This is a genomic window from Streptomyces sp. NPDC046862, assembly GCF_040704615.1.
GTDB lineage: Bacteria > Actinomycetota > Actinomycetes > Streptomycetales > Streptomycetaceae > Streptomyces.
Window position 1 is genome coordinate 80,067 of the sequence record NZ_JBEYXP010000006.1, and the last position, 19,309, is coordinate 99,375.

19 protein-coding genes are annotated in these 19,309 nt (G+C 70.1%); 15 read left to right on the forward strand and 4 right to left on the reverse strand.

What is annotated here, in order from left to right; translation table 11 throughout:
* The first annotated feature begins 70 nt into the window (after positions 1 to 70).
* From AB0959_RS08550 to AB0959_RS08575, 6 genes are all read left to right on the forward strand, one after another.
* Positions 71 to 1,294: a bifunctional glycosyltransferase family 2/GtrA family protein gene (locus tag AB0959_RS08550; protein WP_366825564.1), complete on the forward strand. Its 1,224-nt coding sequence runs from the start codon at positions 71 to 73 to the stop codon at positions 1,292 to 1,294.
* On the forward strand, positions 1,291 to 2,565 hold the full coding sequence (locus AB0959_RS08555) for a glycosyltransferase family 39 protein (protein ID WP_366825565.1): 1,275 nt from the start codon (positions 1,291 to 1,293) through the stop codon (positions 2,563 to 2,565). The genes AB0959_RS08550 and AB0959_RS08555 overlap by 4 nt, the downstream gene beginning before the upstream one ends.
* Positions 2,566 to 2,590: 25 nt before the next feature.
* Complete coding sequence (locus AB0959_RS08560; protein ID WP_366825566.1) at positions 2,591 to 3,835, forward strand: hypothetical protein; 1,245 nt, start codon at positions 2,591 to 2,593, stop codon at positions 3,833 to 3,835.
* 139 nt (positions 3,836 to 3,974) lie between these two features.
* A complete protein-coding gene (locus AB0959_RS08565) occupies positions 3,975 to 4,475 on the forward strand; it encodes a hypothetical protein (RefSeq protein WP_366825567.1) in 501 nt (166 codons plus the stop codon).
* A 399-nt stretch (positions 4,476 to 4,874) separates the two neighbouring features.
* A complete protein-coding gene (locus tag AB0959_RS08570; protein WP_366825568.1) occupies positions 4,875 to 5,273 on the forward strand; it encodes a hypothetical protein in 399 nt (132 codons plus the stop codon).
* A gap of 86 nt (positions 5,274 to 5,359) precedes the next feature.
* Complete coding sequence (locus AB0959_RS08575; RefSeq protein ID WP_366825569.1) at positions 5,360 to 7,510, forward strand: MMPL family transporter; 2,151 nt, start codon at positions 5,360 to 5,362, stop codon at positions 7,508 to 7,510.
* Positions 7,511 to 7,716: 206 nt separating this feature from the next.
* Here AB0959_RS08575 and AB0959_RS08580 read toward each other — a convergent pair whose 3' ends face one another.
* Together AB0959_RS08580 and AB0959_RS08585 are read right to left on the reverse strand one after the other, a co-directional pair.
* Entirely contained in the window at positions 7,717 to 9,168 is a 1,452-nt protein-coding gene (locus tag AB0959_RS08580) for a HAMP domain-containing sensor histidine kinase (RefSeq protein ID WP_366825570.1), read from the reverse strand.
* Positions 9,165 to 9,857, reverse strand: coding sequence for a response regulator transcription factor (locus AB0959_RS08585; RefSeq protein ID WP_366825571.1), 693 nt, complete (start codon positions 9,855 to 9,857; stop codon positions 9,165 to 9,167). Before AB0959_RS08585 ends, AB0959_RS08580 begins: the two co-directional genes overlap by 4 nt.
* Before the next feature lie 296 nt (positions 9,858 to 10,153).
* On the opposite strand from AB0959_RS08585, the gene AB0959_RS08590 reads away from it, so the two are divergent.
* The 9 genes from AB0959_RS08590 to AB0959_RS08630 all read left to right on the forward strand — a co-directional run bounded on the left by AB0959_RS08590 (position 10,154) and on the right by AB0959_RS08630 (position 17,102).
* Positions 10,154 to 10,324 (forward strand): hypothetical protein, encoded by a 171-nt coding sequence (locus tag AB0959_RS08590; protein WP_366825572.1) that lies wholly within the window; start codon positions 10,154 to 10,156, stop codon positions 10,322 to 10,324.
* Complete coding sequence (locus tag AB0959_RS08595; RefSeq protein WP_366825573.1) at positions 10,321 to 11,343, forward strand: serine hydrolase domain-containing protein; 1,023 nt, start codon at positions 10,321 to 10,323, stop codon at positions 11,341 to 11,343. Before AB0959_RS08590 ends, AB0959_RS08595 begins: the two co-directional genes overlap by 4 nt.
* A gap of 325 nt (positions 11,344 to 11,668) precedes the next feature.
* Complete coding sequence (locus AB0959_RS08600; protein WP_366825574.1) at positions 11,669 to 13,069, forward strand: erythromycin esterase family protein; 1,401 nt, start codon at positions 11,669 to 11,671, stop codon at positions 13,067 to 13,069.
* Positions 13,070 to 13,408: 339 nt separating this feature from the next.
* Entirely contained in the window at positions 13,409 to 13,609 is a 201-nt protein-coding gene (locus AB0959_RS08605) for a hypothetical protein (RefSeq protein ID WP_366825730.1), read from the forward strand.
* Between the two features lie 172 nt (positions 13,610 to 13,781).
* Positions 13,782 to 14,315 carry a hypothetical protein gene (locus AB0959_RS08610; RefSeq protein ID WP_366825575.1) on the forward strand — a complete coding sequence of 178 codons (534 nt, stop codon included), beginning with the start codon at positions 13,782 to 13,784 and terminating at the stop codon, positions 14,313 to 14,315.
* Complete coding sequence (locus AB0959_RS08615; protein ID WP_366825576.1) at positions 14,302 to 14,631, forward strand: transcriptional regulator; 330 nt, start codon at positions 14,302 to 14,304, stop codon at positions 14,629 to 14,631. The genes AB0959_RS08610 and AB0959_RS08615 overlap by 14 nt, the downstream gene beginning before the upstream one ends.
* Positions 14,632 to 14,928: 297 nt before the next feature.
* Positions 14,929 to 15,162, forward strand: coding sequence for an SDR family oxidoreductase (locus tag AB0959_RS08620; protein WP_366825577.1), 234 nt, complete (start codon positions 14,929 to 14,931; stop codon positions 15,160 to 15,162).
* Between the two features lie 430 nt (positions 15,163 to 15,592).
* A complete protein-coding gene (locus AB0959_RS08625; RefSeq protein WP_366825578.1) occupies positions 15,593 to 16,483 on the forward strand; it encodes a TIGR03619 family F420-dependent LLM class oxidoreductase in 891 nt (296 codons plus the stop codon).
* Positions 16,484 to 16,787: 304 nt separating this feature from the next.
* Positions 16,788 to 17,102, forward strand: a complete 315-nt coding sequence (locus AB0959_RS08630; protein ID WP_366825579.1) for an RICIN domain-containing protein — start codon at positions 16,788 to 16,790, stop codon at positions 17,100 to 17,102.
* Between the two features lie 74 nt (positions 17,103 to 17,176).
* Here AB0959_RS08630 and AB0959_RS08635 read toward each other — a convergent pair whose 3' ends face one another.
* Together AB0959_RS08635 and AB0959_RS08640 are read right to left on the reverse strand one after the other, a co-directional pair.
* Positions 17,177 to 18,037 (reverse strand): type VII secretion system-associated protein, encoded by an 861-nt coding sequence (locus AB0959_RS08635; RefSeq protein ID WP_366825580.1) that lies wholly within the window; start codon positions 18,035 to 18,037, stop codon positions 17,177 to 17,179.
* Positions 18,038 to 18,268: 231 nt separating this feature from the next.
* On the reverse strand, positions 18,269 to 18,988 hold the full coding sequence (locus tag AB0959_RS08640; protein ID WP_366825720.1) for a type VII secretion system-associated protein: 720 nt from the start codon (positions 18,986 to 18,988) through the stop codon (positions 18,269 to 18,271).
* Positions 18,989 to 19,309: the final 321 nt, after the last annotated feature.

Here is a 19,309-nt window from a genome sequence, read left to right on the forward strand (position 1 = left end):
CTCCCGAGCGCACCGCCGGCCCCGAGTGCCATCGGCATGCCCTGCGCCAGAGCACAGACAAGGACAAATCATGAGAAAAAACGGCTCGCTCGAGCCTGAGGCTCTCAACCGCCTGCCGCGCCGCGCACCGGTGCCGACGCATCACCCGGACCCCGTCGTGGACGTGGTAGTCCCGGTGTTCAACGAGGAGACGGATCTGGAGCCGAGCGTACGGCGGCTCCACGCGCACCTGCGGGGGACCTTCCCCTATCCGTTCCGGATCACCGTCGTCGACAACGCCAGCACGGACCGCACCCCGCAGATCGCCGCCCGGCTGGCCGCCGAACTGCCCGAAACCGAGTGGCTGCGACTGCCCGAGAAGGGCCGAGGCCGGGCGCTGCGTGCCGCCTGGTCGCTGTCGCCGGCCCCGGTGCTCGCGTACCTGGACGTCGACCTGTCCACGGAACTGACGGCACTCTTACCGCTCGTCGCCCCGCTGATCTCCGGGCACTCCGACATCGCCATCGGCACCCGCCTGGCCCCGGCCTCCCGGGTGGTGCGCGGACCCAGACGGGAGATCACCTCCCGCTGCTACAACGCCCTCCTGCGCTCCACTCTCGCCGTCGGCTTCTCCGACGCGCAGTGCGGCTTCAAGGCGGTACGGAGTGATGTGGCCGAGCGGCTGCTGCCCCTGGTGCGGGACACCGGATGGTTCTTCGACACCGAACTGCTGGTCATCGCCGAGCGCGCCGGACTACGCATCCACGAGGTGCCCGTCGACTGGGTCGACGACCCCGACAGCCGGGTCGACCTCCTCGCCACGGCGCTGGCCGACCTGCGCGGCATCGCCCGGATCGGCGGGGCGCTGGCACGCGGCACCCTGCCGCCGGCCCCGCTGCACCGCCGTGATGGTGCGGAACCGCCGGGCGGGCTGGTCACCCAACTCGTGCGATTCGCCGCCGTAGGAGCGGTGAGCACCCTCGGACACCTGCTGCTGTACGCGGCGTTGCGCCCGGCGGCGGGATCACAGGTGGCCAACGCGCTCGCGCTGCTGGTGTGCGCCGTCGCCAACACGGCCGCGAACAGGCGCCTCACCTTCGGGCTGCGCGGCCGCGGCGGTGTACTGCGCCACCAGGGCAGAGGTCTGGTGGTCTTCCTGATCGGACTGGCCCTCACCAGCGGATCGCTAGCCGTCCTGCACCACGCGGTGCCCGCGGCCACGCACGGCACCGAACTCGCCGTACTGCTCGGCGCCAACCTGGTCGCGACCCTGCTGCGATTCCTGCTCTTCCGGGCGTGGGTGTTCCGCGCATGAACACAACCGTCACCGGCGCGAGCGCCTGGAACGCGAGACTGCCGAAACTGCCGGAACAGCCCGTCGCCGAAGACCCCGACCGGCGGCGGCGGTTGGCGCGCACCGCCGAACGTGTCGGTCCAGTGCTGGCCCTGTACGGCGCACTGAAGCTCATAGGCTTCGGCGCCTTCATGTACCTGCTGCACTCCGCAGGGGACTACCGGTCGAAGAACCCGCGCTTTGGCGGAGGCGACCGCCCGTGGGACGTACTGGCCTCTTGGGACGGCTGGTGGTATCAGCAGGTCGCCGCGCACGGGTACCGCCCCGAGCTGGTCCCGCTGCCCGGAGCCAGTGGCCCGATCACGCTCGAAGGGAACTCGGCGGCGTTCTTCCCGCTCTACCCGGCGCTGATGCGGCTGGTCTCGGAGGCCACCGGCCTCGGCCTGTACGGCGCCGGCCTGCTGGTCTCCGTCGTAGCCTCCTTCGTCGCCGCCCTGGGCGTGTACGCCGTCACCGAACGCCTCAGCAGCCGGCGGGCCGGGCTCGCCGCGGCCGGACTGTGGGCCGTGTGGCCCGGTTCCGGCGTGGAGTGGGCGGTCTACTCCGACTCCCTCTACGTGGCCCTGGCCGTCTGGACCTGCCATGCCGTCATGAGCCGTCGCTGGCTGACCGCCGGTCTGCTCGCCTGTGCCGCCGGGCTCAACCGGCCCACCGCCGCGGCGCTGATCGCCGCCGTCGCCGTAGCGGCCCTGCTCGCGCTCCACCGGCGACAGGACGGCGTCCTGCGTCCGGTGACCGCGATGGCCGTCGCCCCACTCGGCCTCATCGCCTACCTCGGCTGGGTGGGCCACCGGATGGGCGACTACGGCGGCTACTTCAAGCTCCAGTCCGGCGCCTGGGCCCACGAGTGGGACTACGGCCGGCAGACCCTCGACATCCTCACCTCCGTCCCGGTGGGCCACTTCGACTACCTCTTCGCCTGGCGCTTCGCGGACATGATCGGCACCGGTGTCGTCCTGCTGACCCTCGCGCTGCTCCCGCTGCTGATCCGGCTGCGGCCCCCGGCCGTCCTGGTGGTCCACACCGTCCTCACCGTCGTGCTCGTCCTGGGCAGCCAGCAGATCTTCAGCAACGTCTCGCGCTATCTGCTCCCCCTCTTCCCGCTCTTCATCCCGCTCGCTCTCGCCCTGCGCCGCCTCAGCCTCGCCCACCAGTTCACGCTGCTCGGCATCGCGGCCCTGGCCTCGGGCTCGTACGCGGGCTACGCCCTCTTCGAACTCGGCGTCCCGTAACCAGCGGACCCAGGATTGGATGGCCATGACCGCGACCCTGCCCACTGCGGGACGGAACGTCGTACGTCCCGAACGGAACGTCGCAAGACCCCCGGGGAAGAAGACCCCTGGTGCCCCGCCACGCCGACGACTGCTCGGCCGGCTGACCCCTGCGGATGTCCGCGTACTGCGGCTCTATCTCTTCACGCGCCTTGGCCTGTGGCTCGTCGCCTACTGCACCGCATGGCTGTCGCCCTCTGACGCCAAGGAGCCCGCATCCTGGTTGTCCCGCTGGGAGCAGTGGGACTGGGCGCACTACCAACACATAGCCCAGTACGGCTACTTCGGCTCCTTCCCCGGAGTCGAGCCCGAGTCCGACACGCGGGCGGCGTTCTTCCCCGGCTTTCCACTCACGCTGCGCGCCGTCCACACCGTCATCCCCGACTGGACCGTGGCCGGCCTGTTGATCTCCCTGGCGAGCGGCGCGGTGGCGGTCGTGGCCATGGCCAGGATCGCCGGACTCGGCCGGCCGGACAGTGCCCTGGCCGGCCGACGGGCCACCGCCTTCCTCCTCCTCTCGCCCGCTGCGGTCTTCCTCGCCGCGGGCTACACCGAATCCCTGTTCCTGGCGTTCGCTCTGCCGGCCTGGCTCGCCGCGAAGAACCGCAACTGGCCCCTCGCCGGACTCCTCACCGCCGCGGCCACCACCACGCGGATCAGCGGCCTGTTCCTGGCCGCCGCGATCATCGTCGAATTCCTGCTGGCCCGCGACGACCACCGAGGACACCGCCGTCTGCGCGCCCTGCCGTGGTGCGCGCTACCCGCGGTGCCTGCCGCCGCCTATACCGTCTACCTGCGCGCGCACACCGGCGACTGGATGGCCTGGAAGCATGCCCAGGAACGTGGCTGGCACCGCACCTTCCACACCCCCGCCGAAGCGTTCCGCAACACCTGGCGGAACGCCTTCGACCATATCCAGAAGACCGGCTACGCCTGGGAGTTCCAGCTGGAACTGGCTGCCATGGCGGTCGGGATCCTGCTCCTGGCCCTCCTGTTGTACCGTCGCCGCTGGCCGGAGGCCCTCTACATCGCGCTCAACCTGTGGGCCCTGGGGACGTCGTACTGGTACCTGTCCATCCCCCGCGCCACCCTGCTCTGGTGGCCCCTGTGGACCGGTCTGGCTCACTGGAGCCTGCGGCGGGGGTGGGTGAAGGAGGCATACGTCGGCGCGGTGGCCCCGCTCATGGTGGTGCTCGCGGTGACCTTCACCTCGGGCCACTGGTCGGGCTGACCTGTACCGAGCCGCCGGTGGCGCGGCCGCCTACCCATGCCCGACAGGGCAAGTCCGCGGGACGGCGTCGACGCGGACGACAACATCCCCGGCCTGCGGGAGTGGGCCGGCCTGGGCCACCGGGTAGGGCGTCAAGATCGTGGCTCAGCTCAATCACGGAGGCCGGCAGGTCGCCCTGCCGGCGCCGGGCGCCGACCGCGTCTCGGCTTCGGACGTGCGGGAGCGCCTGTTCGGGACGAAGTCGTCCCCGCTGAGCATGGACGAGCTAGCGGGGTGGTCGAGTTGTTCGTGGCAGCGGGGAGCGGACCCGCGGGGCGGGTTCGACGGGGTGCAGATCCACGCCGCCCACGGCTTCCTGCTCAGCCAGTTCCTCACCCCGCACACCGACCGTCGTACCGACGCCTATGGCGGCACCCTCGACAACCGCGCCCGGCTGCTGGTCGAGATACTGCGGGGATTGCGCTCGCGGCTGGGCGACGACTACCCGGTCCTCGTAAAGATGAACGGCACCGACGACCTCCCCTTCGGCAAGGGAGCGACGACCGAGGAACTCGTCCGAGTCGCCGTACGGCTGCGGGACGAGGAGAGATCGACGCCGTCGAGATCTCCCGCGGCCCGTACGAATCGTGGCCCGGCATGATCCAGGGCCGGCGGGCCGGGCAGCACGGCTCGGCTCTGCGCAAGGCCGCCACACTGGCCGTCGCATCGGTCGTCGAACGCATCGCGGAGCGCCTCCGCCCGCCGCTGGCGGGCTTCAACCGCCCCAAGCAGAACTGGTCACCCGCCGATAACAGGCGCCGCCCCGCGCGGAAGGGCCAGTGCCACGGCCGACAACTGGCCCTCAAATGCGCCGCCCACCGCGTTGCAGACCGCCCACGTGTTCCGGCCCTCACCGGCATTGGCGCCACTGAACCAAAACGCGTCAAGCGAACCCCAAACCAAAGCCCTGAGTTACCGGTATGGAGGGTAAACAGAATGCGTCCTCTGTAGGGCGGCTCGTACCTTCGCTGCCGATGCGGCGGCGCCTTGGAGTCGCCGCATGCGACGAAGAACAGGGCTGGCGATAGCTGGGGCCGCGGCCCTGGCCTGGGGCGTGGGCGACGACCACCGGCTCGTCGGCACCCTGTGCCCGGACATGAAGTTGACGCTGGAGCGGCCGGACCCGGCCGTCGCCACCGCGATGACCCGGTCGGCGGACCTGCTGCGTGAGGGGCGTGAGCTCCTGCTCGACCTCGTCGACCGCGCGGAGGTCCGCGACGCCGCGGCCGCGTGGACCGGACGGGTCAACACCGTCACCGCCCGCACGGACCTGGTGGACGTCGACGCGTTGCTCATCCGGCCCGACGGCTGTGTCGCCCCGGCCTTGCCCACCGGGCAGGACCTCGACGCCACCACGCTGGTGCGTGCGCCGGGCACATGGTTCGGCCAACCGGCCTGAGCACCGCTTTAACAGTCGTCCAAGGTTCGCTCGGTACGAAGTAGGCGTCCAGAGAAGCGATGCAACCCGTATGTAGGAGGCTAGTGATGGCAGTCAACGCAGCGCCGTCCGGGGAAGCGCCGGCCGGTCGGTTGGCAGGCCGGTGGGTGCCGTGGTTAGTGATTGGCTTGTGGCTGGTGCTGGCGGCGGGCATGGTGCCGCTGAGCGGAAAGTTGAGCTCGGTCACCACCGACAGCGCCGTAGACACCCTGCCGGCCAGTGCCGAGTCCACCAAGGTGGCGGTGCTGGACGACAGTCTCCCCGAGGGTGACAACAACACGTTCGTCTTCGTGTACCACCGCGCCGGCGGCATGACCGACGCCGACCGCGCGACGGTCGAGCGCCACTACAACACCCTTGCCAAGCGTTACCCGCCGAAGGCGACGGCGGCGGCCGGCGAGGACGACGAGGGCTCACCGACGAGCCCCTCCACCGACCGCAAGGCGATGATGTTCACCCTCGAGGTGAGCACGGCCTACGGCGCACCGGAGGACATCGTCGGCCCGTTGCGTGACGCCACGAAGGACCGCCCCTCCGGCCTGGAACTCGACGTGACCGGCCCGGGCGCGATCGACGGCGACATGGATGCCGTCTTCGACGGCATCGACGTACAGGTCCTCCTCACCACCATCGTCGTCGTCACGCTCCTGCTCATCCTCACCTACCGCAGCCCGGTGTTGTGGATCATCCCGCTGGTGGCCGTCGGCGCGGCCGCACTGACCTCGATGGGGACCGTCTACCTGCTCGTCAAGGGCTTCGGCATCGTGGTCAACGACCAGAACTCGGCGCTGCTGACGATCCTGGTGTTCGGCGTCGGCACGGACTACGCGCTGTTGCTCATCGCTCGATATCGGGAGGCACTGCACCACCATGAGAACGTCCGGGTCGCGATGGTCCACGCGTTACGCGGCGCGGCGCCGGCCATCGTCGCGTCCGCGGCCACCGTGGTCGCCGGCCTGCTCTGCCTGCTCGTCGCGGACCTGAACAGCACCAGCGGGTTGGGCCCGATCGGTGCGGCCGGCATCCTGTGCGCGCTGGTGGCCATGCTGACGCTGTTCCCGGCGGTGCTCGTGGTGCTCGGCCGGCGGATCTTCTGGCCGGCCATCCCGCGGTTCAGCACGGCCGTGGAGGAGAAGCCGGGGCTGTGGGGACGGCTCGGCACCGCCATCAGCCGCCGCCGGTGGGTGGCGACGCTCGGCTCGCTCGGAGTCCTCGGCGTGCTCGCCCTCGGGCTGGCGGGCAACACCGGCGCCCTGCGGGAGCAGGACCAGTTCCTGTCCGCGCCTGAGTCGGTCACCGGCTTCAACGTTCTCCGCCAGCACTTCCCGGAGCTCGGCGGCCAGCCGATGACGATCTTCACGCGGCCGGCGCACCAGGAGCGGGTGCTCGACGTCGTCAAGGACACTCGCGGTGTGGCCCTGGCCGTCCCGGAGCAGACCAGCGGTGGCTGGGCCAACATCTCCGTGTTCCCGAAGGACGCGCCGGACACCGTCGCGGAGTACGACACGATCAAGCGGGTGCGCACCGCCGTGCACGCGGTGAGCGGGGCGGAGGCGATCGTCGGCGGGCCGAGTGCGGAGAACCTGGACACCGAGGTGACCACCAAGCGCGACGAGAAGCTGGTGATCCCGCTGGTGCTCGTGGTCGTCCTGATCGTCCTCGGGCTGCTGCTGCGCGCGATCCTGGCCCCGCTGGTCCTGATGACCACCGTGATCGTCTCATTCGCCGCAGCCTTCGGCGGCAGCGTGTTCGTCTTCGACACGATCCTCGGGTTCAAGGGTGTCGACTATTCGGTGCCGCTGCTGGCATTCCTGTTCCTGGTGGCGCTCGGCGTCGACTACAACATCTTCCTGGCCAGCCGGGCCCGGGAGGAGACCGTGCGTCTCGGCACCAGAGAGGGCATGCTCAAAGCCCTCTCGGCCACCGGTGGCGTCATCACCTCGGCAGGCCTGGTCCTGGCGGCCACGTTCGCGGTCCTCGCCACACTTCCGCTGGTGATGCTGATCGAGGTCGGGTTCCTGGTGGCCTTCGGCGTGCTGCTCGACGCCCTGCTGGTGCGGTCGGTCCTGGTGCCCGCCCTCACCTTGCTGATCGGCCGGCGGATGTGGTGGCCGAGCCGGCTGTCCCGGCCGGCGGCGGAGCTGCCGGACGGTCAGCAGCCGCTCGCCGACGACAAGGAGCCCGCGCTGCAACGGTGAGCGCGGCGGCACGGACGAGATCCGGGACGGGCCCCAGGCCCGTCCCGGATTTTTTTCATGGGCCCGACGGCCGCCGCCCTTTGGTCCTGCGCCATACGCCGGGGCTGGGGTCGGCGCATCGCGGTGTCCTGCCCCGACGGTGAGCCGCGCGGGGCCAGGCCCGAGGGCCGCCGTCCCTTGTCCTGCGCCGCGCCGCCGGGGCCGGGTCAGCGCGCCGCGGTGTCCTCCCCGGCGGTGAGCCGCGCGATCGGGGCGGGCGGGGCCGCGGTCGGAAGGTCGACCCGAAGCAGCGCGCCACCGCGTGCGGAGCGGGCGACGGTGGCCCGGCCGCCGTGGGCGTCGGCGACCCGCTGCACGATCGACAGCCCCAGACCGGATCCCGGCAACGCCCGGGCGCTGTCGGCACGGTAGAACCGGTCGAACACCCGCGGTACGTCGGCGGCATCGATGCCCGGCCCGGCGTCGTCGACCTCGAGCACCGCCGACGCGCCCTCGGAACGGAGCCGGACCTGGACCGGCTGGTCCGCGGGGGACCACTTGCCGGCGTTGTCGATGAGGTTGAGCACCGCCCGCTCGAGCGCGGCGGGACGCCCGCTCACCCACACAGAGGTCACGTCGAGCGCGACCTCGATGTCGGGCACGCGGGAACGCGCCCGGGTCGCGGCGGCCCCCACCACATCGGCGAGGTCGAGCACCTCGGTGCTCTCGTCGCTGATGTCACCGCGCGCCAGGTCGGTCAGCTCCGCGGCAAGGGTGCCCAACTCGGCCACCTGGGCGCCGAGATCGTTGAGCAGCCGGGTCCGGCTCTCCGCCGGCAGTGCGCTGTCCAGGGTGCCGCGCCGATCGAGCCGGATCAGCAGCTCGACGTTGAGGCGCAGGCTGGTGAGCGGGGTCTTGAGCTCGTGGGCGGCGTCCTCGGCGAGCAGTCGCTGGGCCCGCCGGGAGTCCCGGAGCGCGGCGAGCATGTCGTTGATCGACCGGATCAGCCGCCGGATCTCCCCACCGCCCTCATCCGGGATGTCGGCGTCGAGATCCCGGGTGTGCGCGACACGTACCGCGGCGGCGGTCAGCCGGTCGACCGGTGCCAGTCCGGTCCGCGCCACGGTCCGCCCGACAAGAGCGCCGCCGACCACGCAGAGCAGCCCGATCAGCAGCATGCCGAACCCGAACCGATTGATCGGGCTGTCGTCGGCGGCCTGGGCCACCTGAACCGCGCCGTCGCCCGCGCGCAGCGTGTAGATGAGGTAGCCCTCCTCGTCGCTGTCGTTCGACTCCATCAGGTCGGCCGACGCGCCCCGCGCCACGCGCTCGGCGTGCTCGCTGACCGGGGGCAGCGCGGGTTGGCCGGCCGGCGTCCGGGTCGAGCCGTCGGGCAGGATGACCCGCACCAGCCGACCGGATCCGGGATACGGCGGTAGCTGGACCTGCGCCAGACCGGCGCGCTCCGCGTTCGTCGCCAGGACGCGGGAGTCGGCGCGCAGCTGGTTCTCGGCGGTGTCCCGCAGCTCCCCGTCCAGGAGTTCGCTGGCCACCTGGAAGGCCACGAACACGCTGACCGCGATGGCCGTCGCCGCGATCACCGTCAGCCTGGTCCGCAGGGACCGCCGACGCCACCATCGGGTCAGACGGCGCGGTTCCCGGCCGGCGGGCCTGCTCACGGAGGAGTCTCCCGCAGCACGTAACCCAGGCCGCGCAGCGTGTAGATCAATCGCGGCTCACCCTCGGCCTCCATCTTGCGGCGCAGGTAACTCACGTACACCTGGAGGTTGTTGGCGGTGGCGCTCATGTCGAAGCCCCAGATCGCCTCGAACAGCGCGTCGCGGGTCAAGACCCGGGTCGCGCTGCACATGAGGACCTGCAGGAGGGAGAACTCGGTCCGGGTCAGGCGCAGCGGCCGCTCGCCCCGCCACGCCTCGAACCTGTCGGGATCGAGCCGGACGTCGGCGAACGACAGGATCTGTGACTCCTCGTCGGTCGGCGTGCGCCGGCGTAGCAGGGCCCGCACCCGGGCCAGTAACTCCTCGGTGGCGAACGGCTTGGGCAGGTAGTCGTCGGCGCCCGCGTCCAGCCCCGTGACCCGGTCGGAGACCTGGTCACGGGCGGTCAGCATCAGCACCGGCAGATCCCGACCCGCGGCCCGTAACCGCCTGCAGGTCTCCAACCCGCCGAGGCGGGGCATCATCACGTCGAGGATCAGCAGATCCAGCGTGTCACCGCCGGCCCCACCGACCCCGTCGAGCACGGCGAAACCGTTGGCGACGGTGCTGGTGTCGTACCCCTCGACCTGGAGCACCCGCTCCAGCGACTCACGGATGGCCGCCTCGTCATCCGCGATCATGATCCGCACGCCGGCCCGCCCCCTTCCAGTCGATGTTTTTGCCGCTCATTGTCCCCGACCAACCTGAGGCCAGGATTAGAGCGTCGCTGGGGACCGCGCTCTGATGGCGGCGGCCGGCCTGGGGCGAACCGCACTCGTGGCATGTGAGGCCGGAGCCCGGTCAGTACAGCAGACGCTACCCGTTCCGGGGTGAGTACACCCCCATCGGTCGGCCCGCCTGCTTGATCGTGGCGCAGGGCCGCAGTTCCTAGCGTGGTGGTCATGTCAGGGCAGTGGCCTGAACGAACGCAAGGAGTCCGTGACTGATGAAGACCAGACCTGTCTCCCGTGTGGTGACCGCGACACTGGCGACCGCGCTGGCCGGTATCGCCCTGGCCGTTCCCGCCGCGGGCGCGACCGCGGCCGTTCCGGTGCGCGGCGCGACGCACCACGCGTCAGACAGCACGGCGCTGAAGAACGCGTGGACGCCGTCATGAAGACGGGTACCGTCGGGGTGGTGGTCCGGTCGAGCGGACCACACGGTACCCGGAACGCCGCCGGCGGGGTGGCCGACAAGGCCACGGGGGACCGTGCACGCCCCGGCGACCGGTTCCGGATCGCCAGTACCGCCAAGACGTTCGTCGCCACGGTGGTGCTGCAACTCGTCGGCGAGGGACGCCTTTCGCTGGACGACACCGTGGAGCACTGGCTGCCCGCAGTGGTCTCCGGCAACGGCAACGACGGCAGCAAGATCACCGTCAGGCAGCTGCTCCAGCACACCAGCGGGCTGTTCGACTACGCGGCGGACTTCCCCGTGCTCACCAGCAAGTCCGGCTACCTGGCCGACCGCTACACCGCCTGGACCGCCGAGCAGCTGGCCGCCATCGGCATGCGGCACGCCCCGAATTTCCAGCCCGGTACGAGCTGGAGCTACTCCAACACCAACTACATCCTCGCCGGAATGATCATCAAGAAGATCACCGGGCGCGACTGGACCCAGGAGGTCACCGCGCGGATCGTCCGCCCGCTGGGCCTGCACGACACCCTCGCCCCGACGACGGACCCGCGGATCCCCGGCCGCCATCTGCGCGGCTACTCCGCCTTCGACGAGACCGGGCCGGAGATCGACGTCACCCCGCTCAACCCGTCCGCCGGGGGTGCGGCGGGCGCCATGATCAGTACCACAGCCGATCTGAGCCGCTTCTACCAGGCGCTCCTGGGCGGCAAGCTGCTGCGCCCCGCGCAACTGGCGGCGATGAAGACGACGGTACGGGCCTCGGAGTTGGATCCCGCGTGGGCCGGCATACGCTACGGCCTTGGCCTGATGGAGGTCCCGCTGTCCTGCGGCGGTTCCTACTACGGTCACGGCGGCGACATCGCCGGCTACACGACCCGCAACGGATTCACCGCTGACGGCCGCCGTGGCGTGGTCCTGAACGCGTCCGGCGACGGCTCCTCGGACTCCTCCAGCCAGCAGACCCAGAACGACCTGATCGACGACGAGCTGTGTGGGTGAGGACCGGCTGACGCGCGAGAACCACCCATGTGAGAACGGCTGATCAGGCTGTGACGGCACCCGCTTGGGAGCCGTCACGGCCATTCCCGCCCGCAACGGGTCCGGTGTGCTGTCGGCACCGTGACCCGAGGCCGGGCCCGGCACACTGCCGGGCCCGGCCTTTCGTCGTCCCCTGTATCCGCTCGTCGTCCACGACCGGCTCGACCAGGCTGCAAGGCCACGGCGTACGGGTGATAGCCCGAGTCCCGGGGTAGCGCCTGCTGCACCGCGGGATGGGCAGCACATGGGTTGGTGACCGACCCTGTGCGCACGGAAATCTATGGGCATGACGCGACGCAAGGCATTAATCATCCCCTCGGTCCTCCTCTCGCTCAGCGCTCTGACGGTCGCCACGCCTGCCATGGGCGCCATGGCACACGGTTCGCCGACTCCGGCCTCGAAGGCATCCGCCTCCTGGCAGCCCGGCGAGAGCGTGGTGGCCGGCATCGACCGCAGCTCCCACCCTCTGCGGAGCACGAACCCCACGGGCAGTCTGCGGGACCTCGACGCGCTGGGCCGCATGCTCAAGGGCGCCGAGGTGGTGGGACTGGGCGAGGCCACCCACGGTTCGCGGGACTTCTTCCGCATGAAGCACCGGGTCTTCCGCTATCTGGTCGAGGAGAAGGGCTTTCGGACCTTCAGCCTGGAACTCCCCTGGAGCAGCGGTGTGCGGATCGACGAGTACGTGGTGCAGGGCAAGGGCAACCTCAAGGACATCGCCCGGGAGGAGTTCCAGGGTTCCTACCGGATCTGGAACAACCAGGACTACATCGACCTCATCACGTGGATGCGCACCTACAACCTCCACCACCCCGGCGACCCGGTCCGTTTCATGGGCAACGACATGGGCTACGCCGGCCCGGAACTGTACGCACGGGTCATCGACCACGTATCCCAGAAGTACCCGCAACTGCTGGAGCAGGTAACCGAGTTGTACCGCGGTCTGGCCCCGACCACCGACGCCGGCACCTTCGCCGAGGAGTACCCCAAGCTGCCGCTCGCCGAGCGCCAGGAGCGGGCGGAGCGGACCCGGAAGGTCTACGACCTCCTGCGCGCACAGCGCCCCGGCCCCGGCCCCGGCCCCGGCGACAAGCAGGACCATCTGTGGATGACACAGCACGCCCTGGCCATCCACCAGATGGCCAGGGGCTTTGCCTTCGACATCACCGACGAGGACCAGATCGCCCAGATGATGAAGCTCCGCGACCAGGTGATGGCCGAGAACGTGGAGTGGTGGCGCCAGTACACCGGGAACAAGATTCTGCTGTCGGGCCACAACACCCACGTGTCCTACGACTCGTTCGACTCGCGGTACCCCAAGACCCAGGGCTCCTTTCTCCGCGACGCGCTGGGCAGCCGCTACGCCAGCATCGGCTTCTCGTTCTACAAGGGTTCCTTCAACGCGTTCGGCACCGACGACGACGTGATGCGCAGCTACCACGTGGACGCCGCGAAGCCGGGCTCCAACGAACAGACCCTGGACAAGGCCCGCCGGGACGACTACATCCTCGACATGCGCACGGCCCCCGAACCGGCGCGCACATGGCTGGACAAGGAGCGTGTCACCTGGAACATCGGCGCCGGATGGCCCGACCCCGTGGAATACACGGCCGCACTCGGCAAGGCCCACGACATCCTCATCCACCTGCACGACATCCAGGCCACCACATACCTTGGCGCACCCTGACACCCCACCAGCACTCCTGGCGGAGGGCCGCAACGGCCCGGTTCGCCAGGACGCGTGTCGAACCGGGCCGTTGCGGCAGCCAGGAACGTCTCCGAGTAGCGTTCACACGGCACGCCAGTACGTCACCGCGCCGTCATACACGCCGGCCCCACGGCAGGAAGCCGCCCTGCACCTGTCGTCCTATGTGACAGCGGTGCCGTCCCCGCGCAGCACAGCTCACGGGTATCGCAGTGCTTGCCCTGCCCGACCCAGTGCGGAAACTTGTCGCGACGGCAGCCGGACATCAACGCTTGGGCGGCACCGAGCCGGGCGGCTGGTCCGCCATCTCCGTGCGCCCGGATGCGCGCCTACGTCCATGGCCTGCTCGGCCCGGTCGGCCGCAAGAATGGCTGGCAACTGGCCGAGTTTGCCGGACACCGCACCCCCGACGGCCTTCAGCGCCTGCTCAACGGGGCCCGCTGGGACGAGAGCTACCTCGCCGGCCTCGAACTCCGTGCCTCGATGATCCGGCTCGAAGATCTATTGCGAGCGGCCGATTGATCACGACATCACACAGGCCCTGGTGAAGAGCACGGTGCCGGGCTTGACCAGGCCGTCGTCGGGGCGCGATTGCACAACTGTCCTGCCGGTTGACCGCTCCCGTTCGAGCAACTACTTTCCTTACAGGAAACTGGTTCTGTTGAAGCACACCCCAAGCTCCTGGAGGTACCCCATGTCCGACCCCGTGACCCCGGCCGCCGAGGCCGCCCGCGCGCTCCGTGACGTCGAGCGGCGCCGCGAACAAGCCGCCCGCACGTCGCAGCAGGAATCCCGCTGGGTCAGTGTCGTGTTCGCCGTCCTCATCTGCGCCCAGCTGTCGGCGCCGGACTTCTTCGGCGACGACGTCCGCCCCTGGTTCTCCTGGATGGTCTTCGCGCTGGTCGCGGTGTACATGGTGATGCTGCGGACCCGCCGCGGCGCCGCCCTGCTGGGCCGGCCCACCCGCGTGCCCACCCGCGAACTCTCCATGCGTTTCGAAGTGGGCGCCCGGCTGGTGCTCATCGCCGCGATGGTGATCGCCCTCATCGCCTCGAGCCTGGTGGACGACGTGTTCCCGTACGCGGGGACGGCCCTGGGGGTGCTGGTAGGCGGCACCCTGATCGTCTTCGGCCCCCGCCTCCAGGAAGCTCTGGGCTCCGTCACCGTGCGCGGTATCGGACGTGGACACAGCGGCGGTCTGGACGGTAGCAGTCGTGGATCCCGCTGACTTCGACTCCGCCCTGCTCGACCCGACGCGGCTGTCCATCGTGTCGCTGCTGACGGGCGTGGACTGGGCCGAGTTCGGCTGGGTGCGCGAGACGGTGGGCCTGTCTCCCTCCGCCCTCTCCAAGCAGGTCGGCACGCTCGAAGCCCGCGGCTACGTCGAGGTGAAGAAGGGGTACGTGGGCAAGCGCCCCCGCACCTGGCTCAACCTCACCCAGGCCGGACGGAACGCCCTCGAAGGGCATGTGGCGGCGCTGCGCCGGGTCGTCGAGGAGTCCCAGCGGGCCGCGGAGCGGCGCGAGGCCCAGAGCGGGGAGTGAGCCCGTGCGGGACCTTGACCCCGATTCCTGGACACGGGTTATGCGGCTGGTGTCAGCGTAGTTGATGTTGTTTCGGACGCCGTCTCGTAGGCGATCGGGCTGCGTTGTCCGAGGCGGGAGTGACGGTGTCGGGTGTTGTAGCGGTTGAGCCGGCGGAACGCGTCGAGGCGGGCCTCGCGTCGCCCCGGACGCGTGACAGTTCCGCGAACGGTTCCTGCCGGACAGCAGAGAGCAACAGACTCATTCCCACGGCCTTCGTGCAGGGTGTGTGGCCACTTCGGGCCGGTCACCATCCTGGTGAACAACGCGGGAGTCCAGAACCCGGCGGCCCCTACCGAGCACACCGAACTCCGCACCTGGGAGCACACCTTCAGCGTCAACGTCACCGGCCAGTTCCTCGGCATCAGGGCCGCGGCTCCGTCGATGCGCAGGGGCGGTGGCGGAACCATCGTCAACATCGCCTCGACCATGGCCCACGTCGGCACGGCCTTCTACGCCCCATACACCCCGGCGTCGTCTCCACACCGCTGACCAACGAACCCACCATCGCAGGCCAGCCGGCCATCGCCGACCTCTACTCGCCCGACCCCTTCACCATCCCCCGCCTCGCCGAACCCTCCGACATCACCCGCCTGTTACTCTTCATCACCTCCCAGGACACATCCTTCGCCACGGGCTCGGAATTCGTCCTGGACGGGGGCCTGCTGCTCGGCCCCGCACTCCAACCCGAAGCCGACATCGCAGCTTGAGTCGGCATCGCAGCGATCGAGCCCGAGCAGGGGTTGTTCACCCAGCCACGGCCGTAGCCGCCCGGAGAGGCCACCACCAGCCCGACAGCTCCAGCCGCAAGCACGAAACGGGCAAAACTTTACATACCGCCCTCTGGCATTGCCCCTCAAAGATCATTACGGGACAGCCCTTATAGAGAGCGACCGCTCATTCTTATTCTCGGAGGACCGCTTTGAAGCTTGGTTTCGGAATCCCCGTCTTAGGACCCGCCGTCGGCAGCGCTCACGGCCTGAGCGCCTTCTGCCGTGGGATCGAAGACCTCGGTTATGACTCGCTGTGGGTGGCCGATCGGCTGGTCGCGCCGGTCGCACCGCACACGCCTTACCCCGGCGAGCAGCAGCCGTTCCCCCCGGAGATGACCCGCTCCCTCGATCCTCTGTTGCTCTGGACCGTGGCCGCGACAGCGACCAGGCGGGTGCGGCTGAACGCCAGCACGCTCAACACGTTCTACTACGAGCCACCACACCTCGCCCGGCTTCTCACCACGCTCGATGTGCTCAGTGAAGGTCGCCTCGAAGTCGGCGTGGGGCTGGGGTGGATGAAGGACGAGCACGATATCGCCCGCAGCGCGGATTGGCATCAGCGCGGCAAGATTCTCGACGACATGCTGGCATTCCTGCAGGCGTGGTGGACGACCAATCCGGTGGCCTGGGAAAGCCCCTTCTTCACTCTGCCGCCGACCCACGCCGATCTGCGCCCGGTCCAGGCCGGCGGGCCGCCCATCTGGATCGGTGGTGCCAGCGCCGCCGCGATGCGCCGGGTCGGCCGCAGTGGCGTCGGCTGGCTCGCGTTCGAAGGGCTGCCGGACGACGTGATGGATGCTTGGTGGTCGATAGCGCGCCGCGCGGCCGAAGACGCGGGCCGCGATCCCGACACGCTGAAGACAGCCATGCGAATCAACCTCGAACCGAACACATCCGTTGACTCGCTCGCCGCCAAGCTCACACGCCATGCCGAGTCCGGTGTGGACGAGGCGTTCGTGGACGCCTTCGCCGCGTTCTCCACCCTCGACCAGACCCTGGACTTCGCCGACCGATTGATTGCGCGCACCGGTCAGCTGTGACCACTGCCACGGGGACGAAGAACGAGATCGTCGTCAATCTGAGGAACCCCGGTTCCAGTACGTGCGGCATGCATGGCCTTGCGGGCGTGCGGCTTGTGGGCCCGGAGGGTCTGGGTGACACCGGGCTGAATGCCGCCCGCACCGATGCCTCGGCGTCCAGCATCCCCATCGGGACCGGTGACGCCCGCTAACGCCCTCGTCCATGCCGTCTGGCTCGTCCGAAATCGGGCGAGCCAGACGGCATCCCCGGACCCATGACCGCCCGATCGCCCAGGCACAGTGCAACAGCAGCACCGACGACGACTTGCAGGGCCCCGGCGGGACGCCCCTCTTCCAGATCCGCAACGTCAAGGACTCCAAGTGCCTGGATCCCGGCGGCTACGGAGGCAGTTCGAGCGGCACGAAGGTGCAGGAGTTCCCGTGCGACGGCACGACCGCGGACAACCGGCTGTGGTGGCTGGACGAGCGGGCGGACGGCACGTACTGGATCCGCAACTTCGCCAGCGACAGCCAGTGCCTGGACACCTACGTAAAGAACGACGACAACAGGCACCTGATCATCTCGCCCTGCACGCCGGAGAACCGCAACAACCACGCGTGGTTCTTCACCCGCAAGTGACACCGTCACCAGCGAGCCCGTGAGCCCTCACCGCGCGGCCCCGGCGGCTTCCCGCCGGGGCCGCCGTCGTGGCATCAGGCCCCTTCCTCGGTTCCCGGGGCCGTCCCGCCCTCGGCCGTCGCGATATCGGGCAGGTCGGTGATGAGGCCCGGCCGGTGCCCGGCGGTTTCGGGCTCGGGCCAGTCACTGAACGTGCCGGGCACGGGCCACTCGTCCGCGGCCTGTGTCTCGTACCACTCCAGATCGGCCTTGCTCTGCCGCAGCGCACTCACCTCGACAAGGTGCGCCACCGGCGCGGAGGAGCTGAGGAACAGCACTTCCTTCCCCTCGGGCATCCGTTCCAGGAGATCGGGCACCGACATGACCTCGTGCGGGGGCAGTTTGTCCTCCTCCAGCTCCGGTGACGCGGAGAAGACCGGCACCGCGGACGTGCCGTCGGACGCCTCGGTCACCGCCGGTTCCCCGCCCTCATCGACGACTACGGCCACTTCGGCGTCCGCGAGGACCAGGGCGAACAGTTCCTCCGATCCATAGCCGGTGGCGACCAGTTGCACGGCGGCGTCCGCGGGGCTGACCGGCCGGCCCCAGCCGAGCGCGTCCGGGGAGGGACGGTACTCGGTGTTCTCCTCCCACTCGACGATCTCCCCCTGTTCGTCGCTGCGCCACCGCCCGAGCATGGCCCAGGAGGGGGGAGCCTCGCCCTCGTCGCCGTTCCAGTGCCGGTCGACGACCGACAGCCAGTGGTTGGGAGCCACTCGGGCCGCCTTTATGAAGTCCTCTGGCGGCTGCCGGAAGCCGTCCTGGCCCTTCAGCACCGCGCCGGGACCACCCTGGGCTCCGGGTGTGCCTGAGCTCCCGCCGCCGGGCCGGCCCTCCGTGTGCTCGTCGGCGGTCTGTGCGGGCCCGTCGCCCGGTATTTCGGATGAACTCGGCATGGGTGCGTACTCCATAGGTGTGCTGCGATGCTGCGTCATGTCACTCGGGTCGGGTTGTCGCCTGGGGTCGTTCAAGATGTGCGGGGCCTTCTCGGCCCGGGAACCGGCGGACTCCAGGCCTGCGCGGATGCAGTCGTCGACCAGGCGCTCCAGCGCGTCAGAGGCCCCGGGAAGCCGCGGCGCGCCGGGGCCCGTCACCCTGCGCGGAGGGCGGCGTGGCCTCGCGGCGGGTCACAGAAGGGCTTGCGCCGTCTCCGAGGACACGTCCTCAACCGCTCCCCTTCGTCCGGAGGAACGGCGCCGGGTGTCGGCCGGGCCGCCCTCGGTCGCGGGGCGCGCGGGGACGTCCTGGACGGCCTCGTCCCCACCTGTCTCGTCCCCACCTGTCGCGGTGGCGGTGTCCGCGGCGAGCGCCTCGCGCAACGCGTCGGTCTCCACGGTCATGCTCACGGGCGCCGACGGGTTGAGGTAGAGAAGGTGACCTTCGGGCAACCGGTCCAGCACGTCGGAGACGGGCATCAGCTCGAACGCCAGGCGGCCCGAGGTGTGCAGATAGACCGGCGAGGTGAACAACGGCACGACGGGGGTCTCGCCGTCCGGGGCGGTGGCGGGCAGCGGGTCGCCGCCGGGGGTGACGAACACCGCCGCCTCCGGCAGCTCCGCCAGCGCCTCGGTCACGGCCTCGCCCGGCCCGTACCCGGTCGCGGCCAGTTGCACCGCCGCGTCCACGTCATCAGCGGGATCGGGCCAGCCGAGCGCCTTGGGGGACGGACGGTACTCCTTGTTGTCCTGCCACTCCACGATCTCGCCGTCCAGACCGGACCGCCACTGACCGACCACGGCCCACGCGGGGGGCGCCCCCTCGCCCTTCCAGGTCGGGTCCACCATGCCGAGCCAGTGGTCGGGGGCCAGCCGGGCCGCCTCGCGGATCTCGTCCGGGATGGCCGGCATGTTCTCGGTGGCGCCCTCGACCTGCTCGGCCCCGGCGGCGTCGCCGTCATCCACGGCCTCGGGCGTCTCCGCGGCCGCGGCGGGCTCGATTGCCGCGGCCTGGGCGTCGATGTCCGACTGCTTGGTCGCGTTGCCGCGCTCTGCCGACTTGCTCACTGAGTTTCCTTACTCGCTGACTTGATGATGACGGGGTAGGTGATGGTGCGGTCATGGGCACCCCTTCAGAGATCACTCCCTGCTCTGAGGCCTGCCGGACGGCACGTCGACAAGGGACATCGGGTTCTCGGCCCGCGGCGGCGAGAGGCGCTCGCCGAGCGCCTG

Bases quoted from the DNA above. Each gene is read 5' to 3' on its own strand.
- AB0959_RS08560 (WP_366825566.1), top strand. From the start codon at position 2,591: ATGACCGCGACCCTGCCCACTGCGGGACGGAACGTCGTACGTCCCGAA.
- AB0959_RS08595 (WP_366825573.1), top strand. From the start codon at position 10,321: ATGAAGACGGGTACCGTCGGGGTGGTGGTCCGGTCGAGCGGACCACAC.
- AB0959_RS08600 (WP_366825574.1), top strand. From the start codon at position 11,669: ATGACGCGACGCAAGGCATTAATCATCCCCTCGGTCCTCCTCTCGCTC.
- AB0959_RS08605 (WP_366825730.1), top strand. From the start codon at position 13,409: ATGCGCGCCTACGTCCATGGCCTGCTCGGCCCGGTCGGCCGCAAGAAT.
- AB0959_RS08610 (WP_366825575.1), top strand. From the start codon at position 13,782: ATGTCCGACCCCGTGACCCCGGCCGCCGAGGCCGCCCGCGCGCTCCGT.
- AB0959_RS08570 (WP_366825568.1), top strand. From the start codon at position 4,875: ATGCGACGAAGAACAGGGCTGGCGATAGCTGGGGCCGCGGCCCTGGCC.
- AB0959_RS08635 (WP_366825580.1), bottom strand. From the start codon at position 18,037: ATGCCGAGTTCATCCGAAATACCGGGCGACGGGCCCGCACAGACCGCC.
- AB0959_RS08590 (WP_366825572.1), top strand. From the start codon at position 10,154: ATGAAGACCAGACCTGTCTCCCGTGTGGTGACCGCGACACTGGCGACC.
- AB0959_RS08640 (WP_366825720.1), bottom strand. From the start codon at position 18,988: ATGCCGGCCATCCCGGACGAGATCCGCGAGGCGGCCCGGCTGGCCCCC.
- AB0959_RS08575 (WP_366825569.1), top strand. From the start codon at position 5,360: ATGGCAGTCAACGCAGCGCCGTCCGGGGAAGCGCCGGCCGGTCGGTTG.
- AB0959_RS08550 (WP_366825564.1), top strand. From the start codon at position 71: ATGAGAAAAAACGGCTCGCTCGAGCCTGAGGCTCTCAACCGCCTGCCG.
- AB0959_RS08555 (WP_366825565.1), top strand. From the start codon at position 1,291: ATGAACACAACCGTCACCGGCGCGAGCGCCTGGAACGCGAGACTGCCG.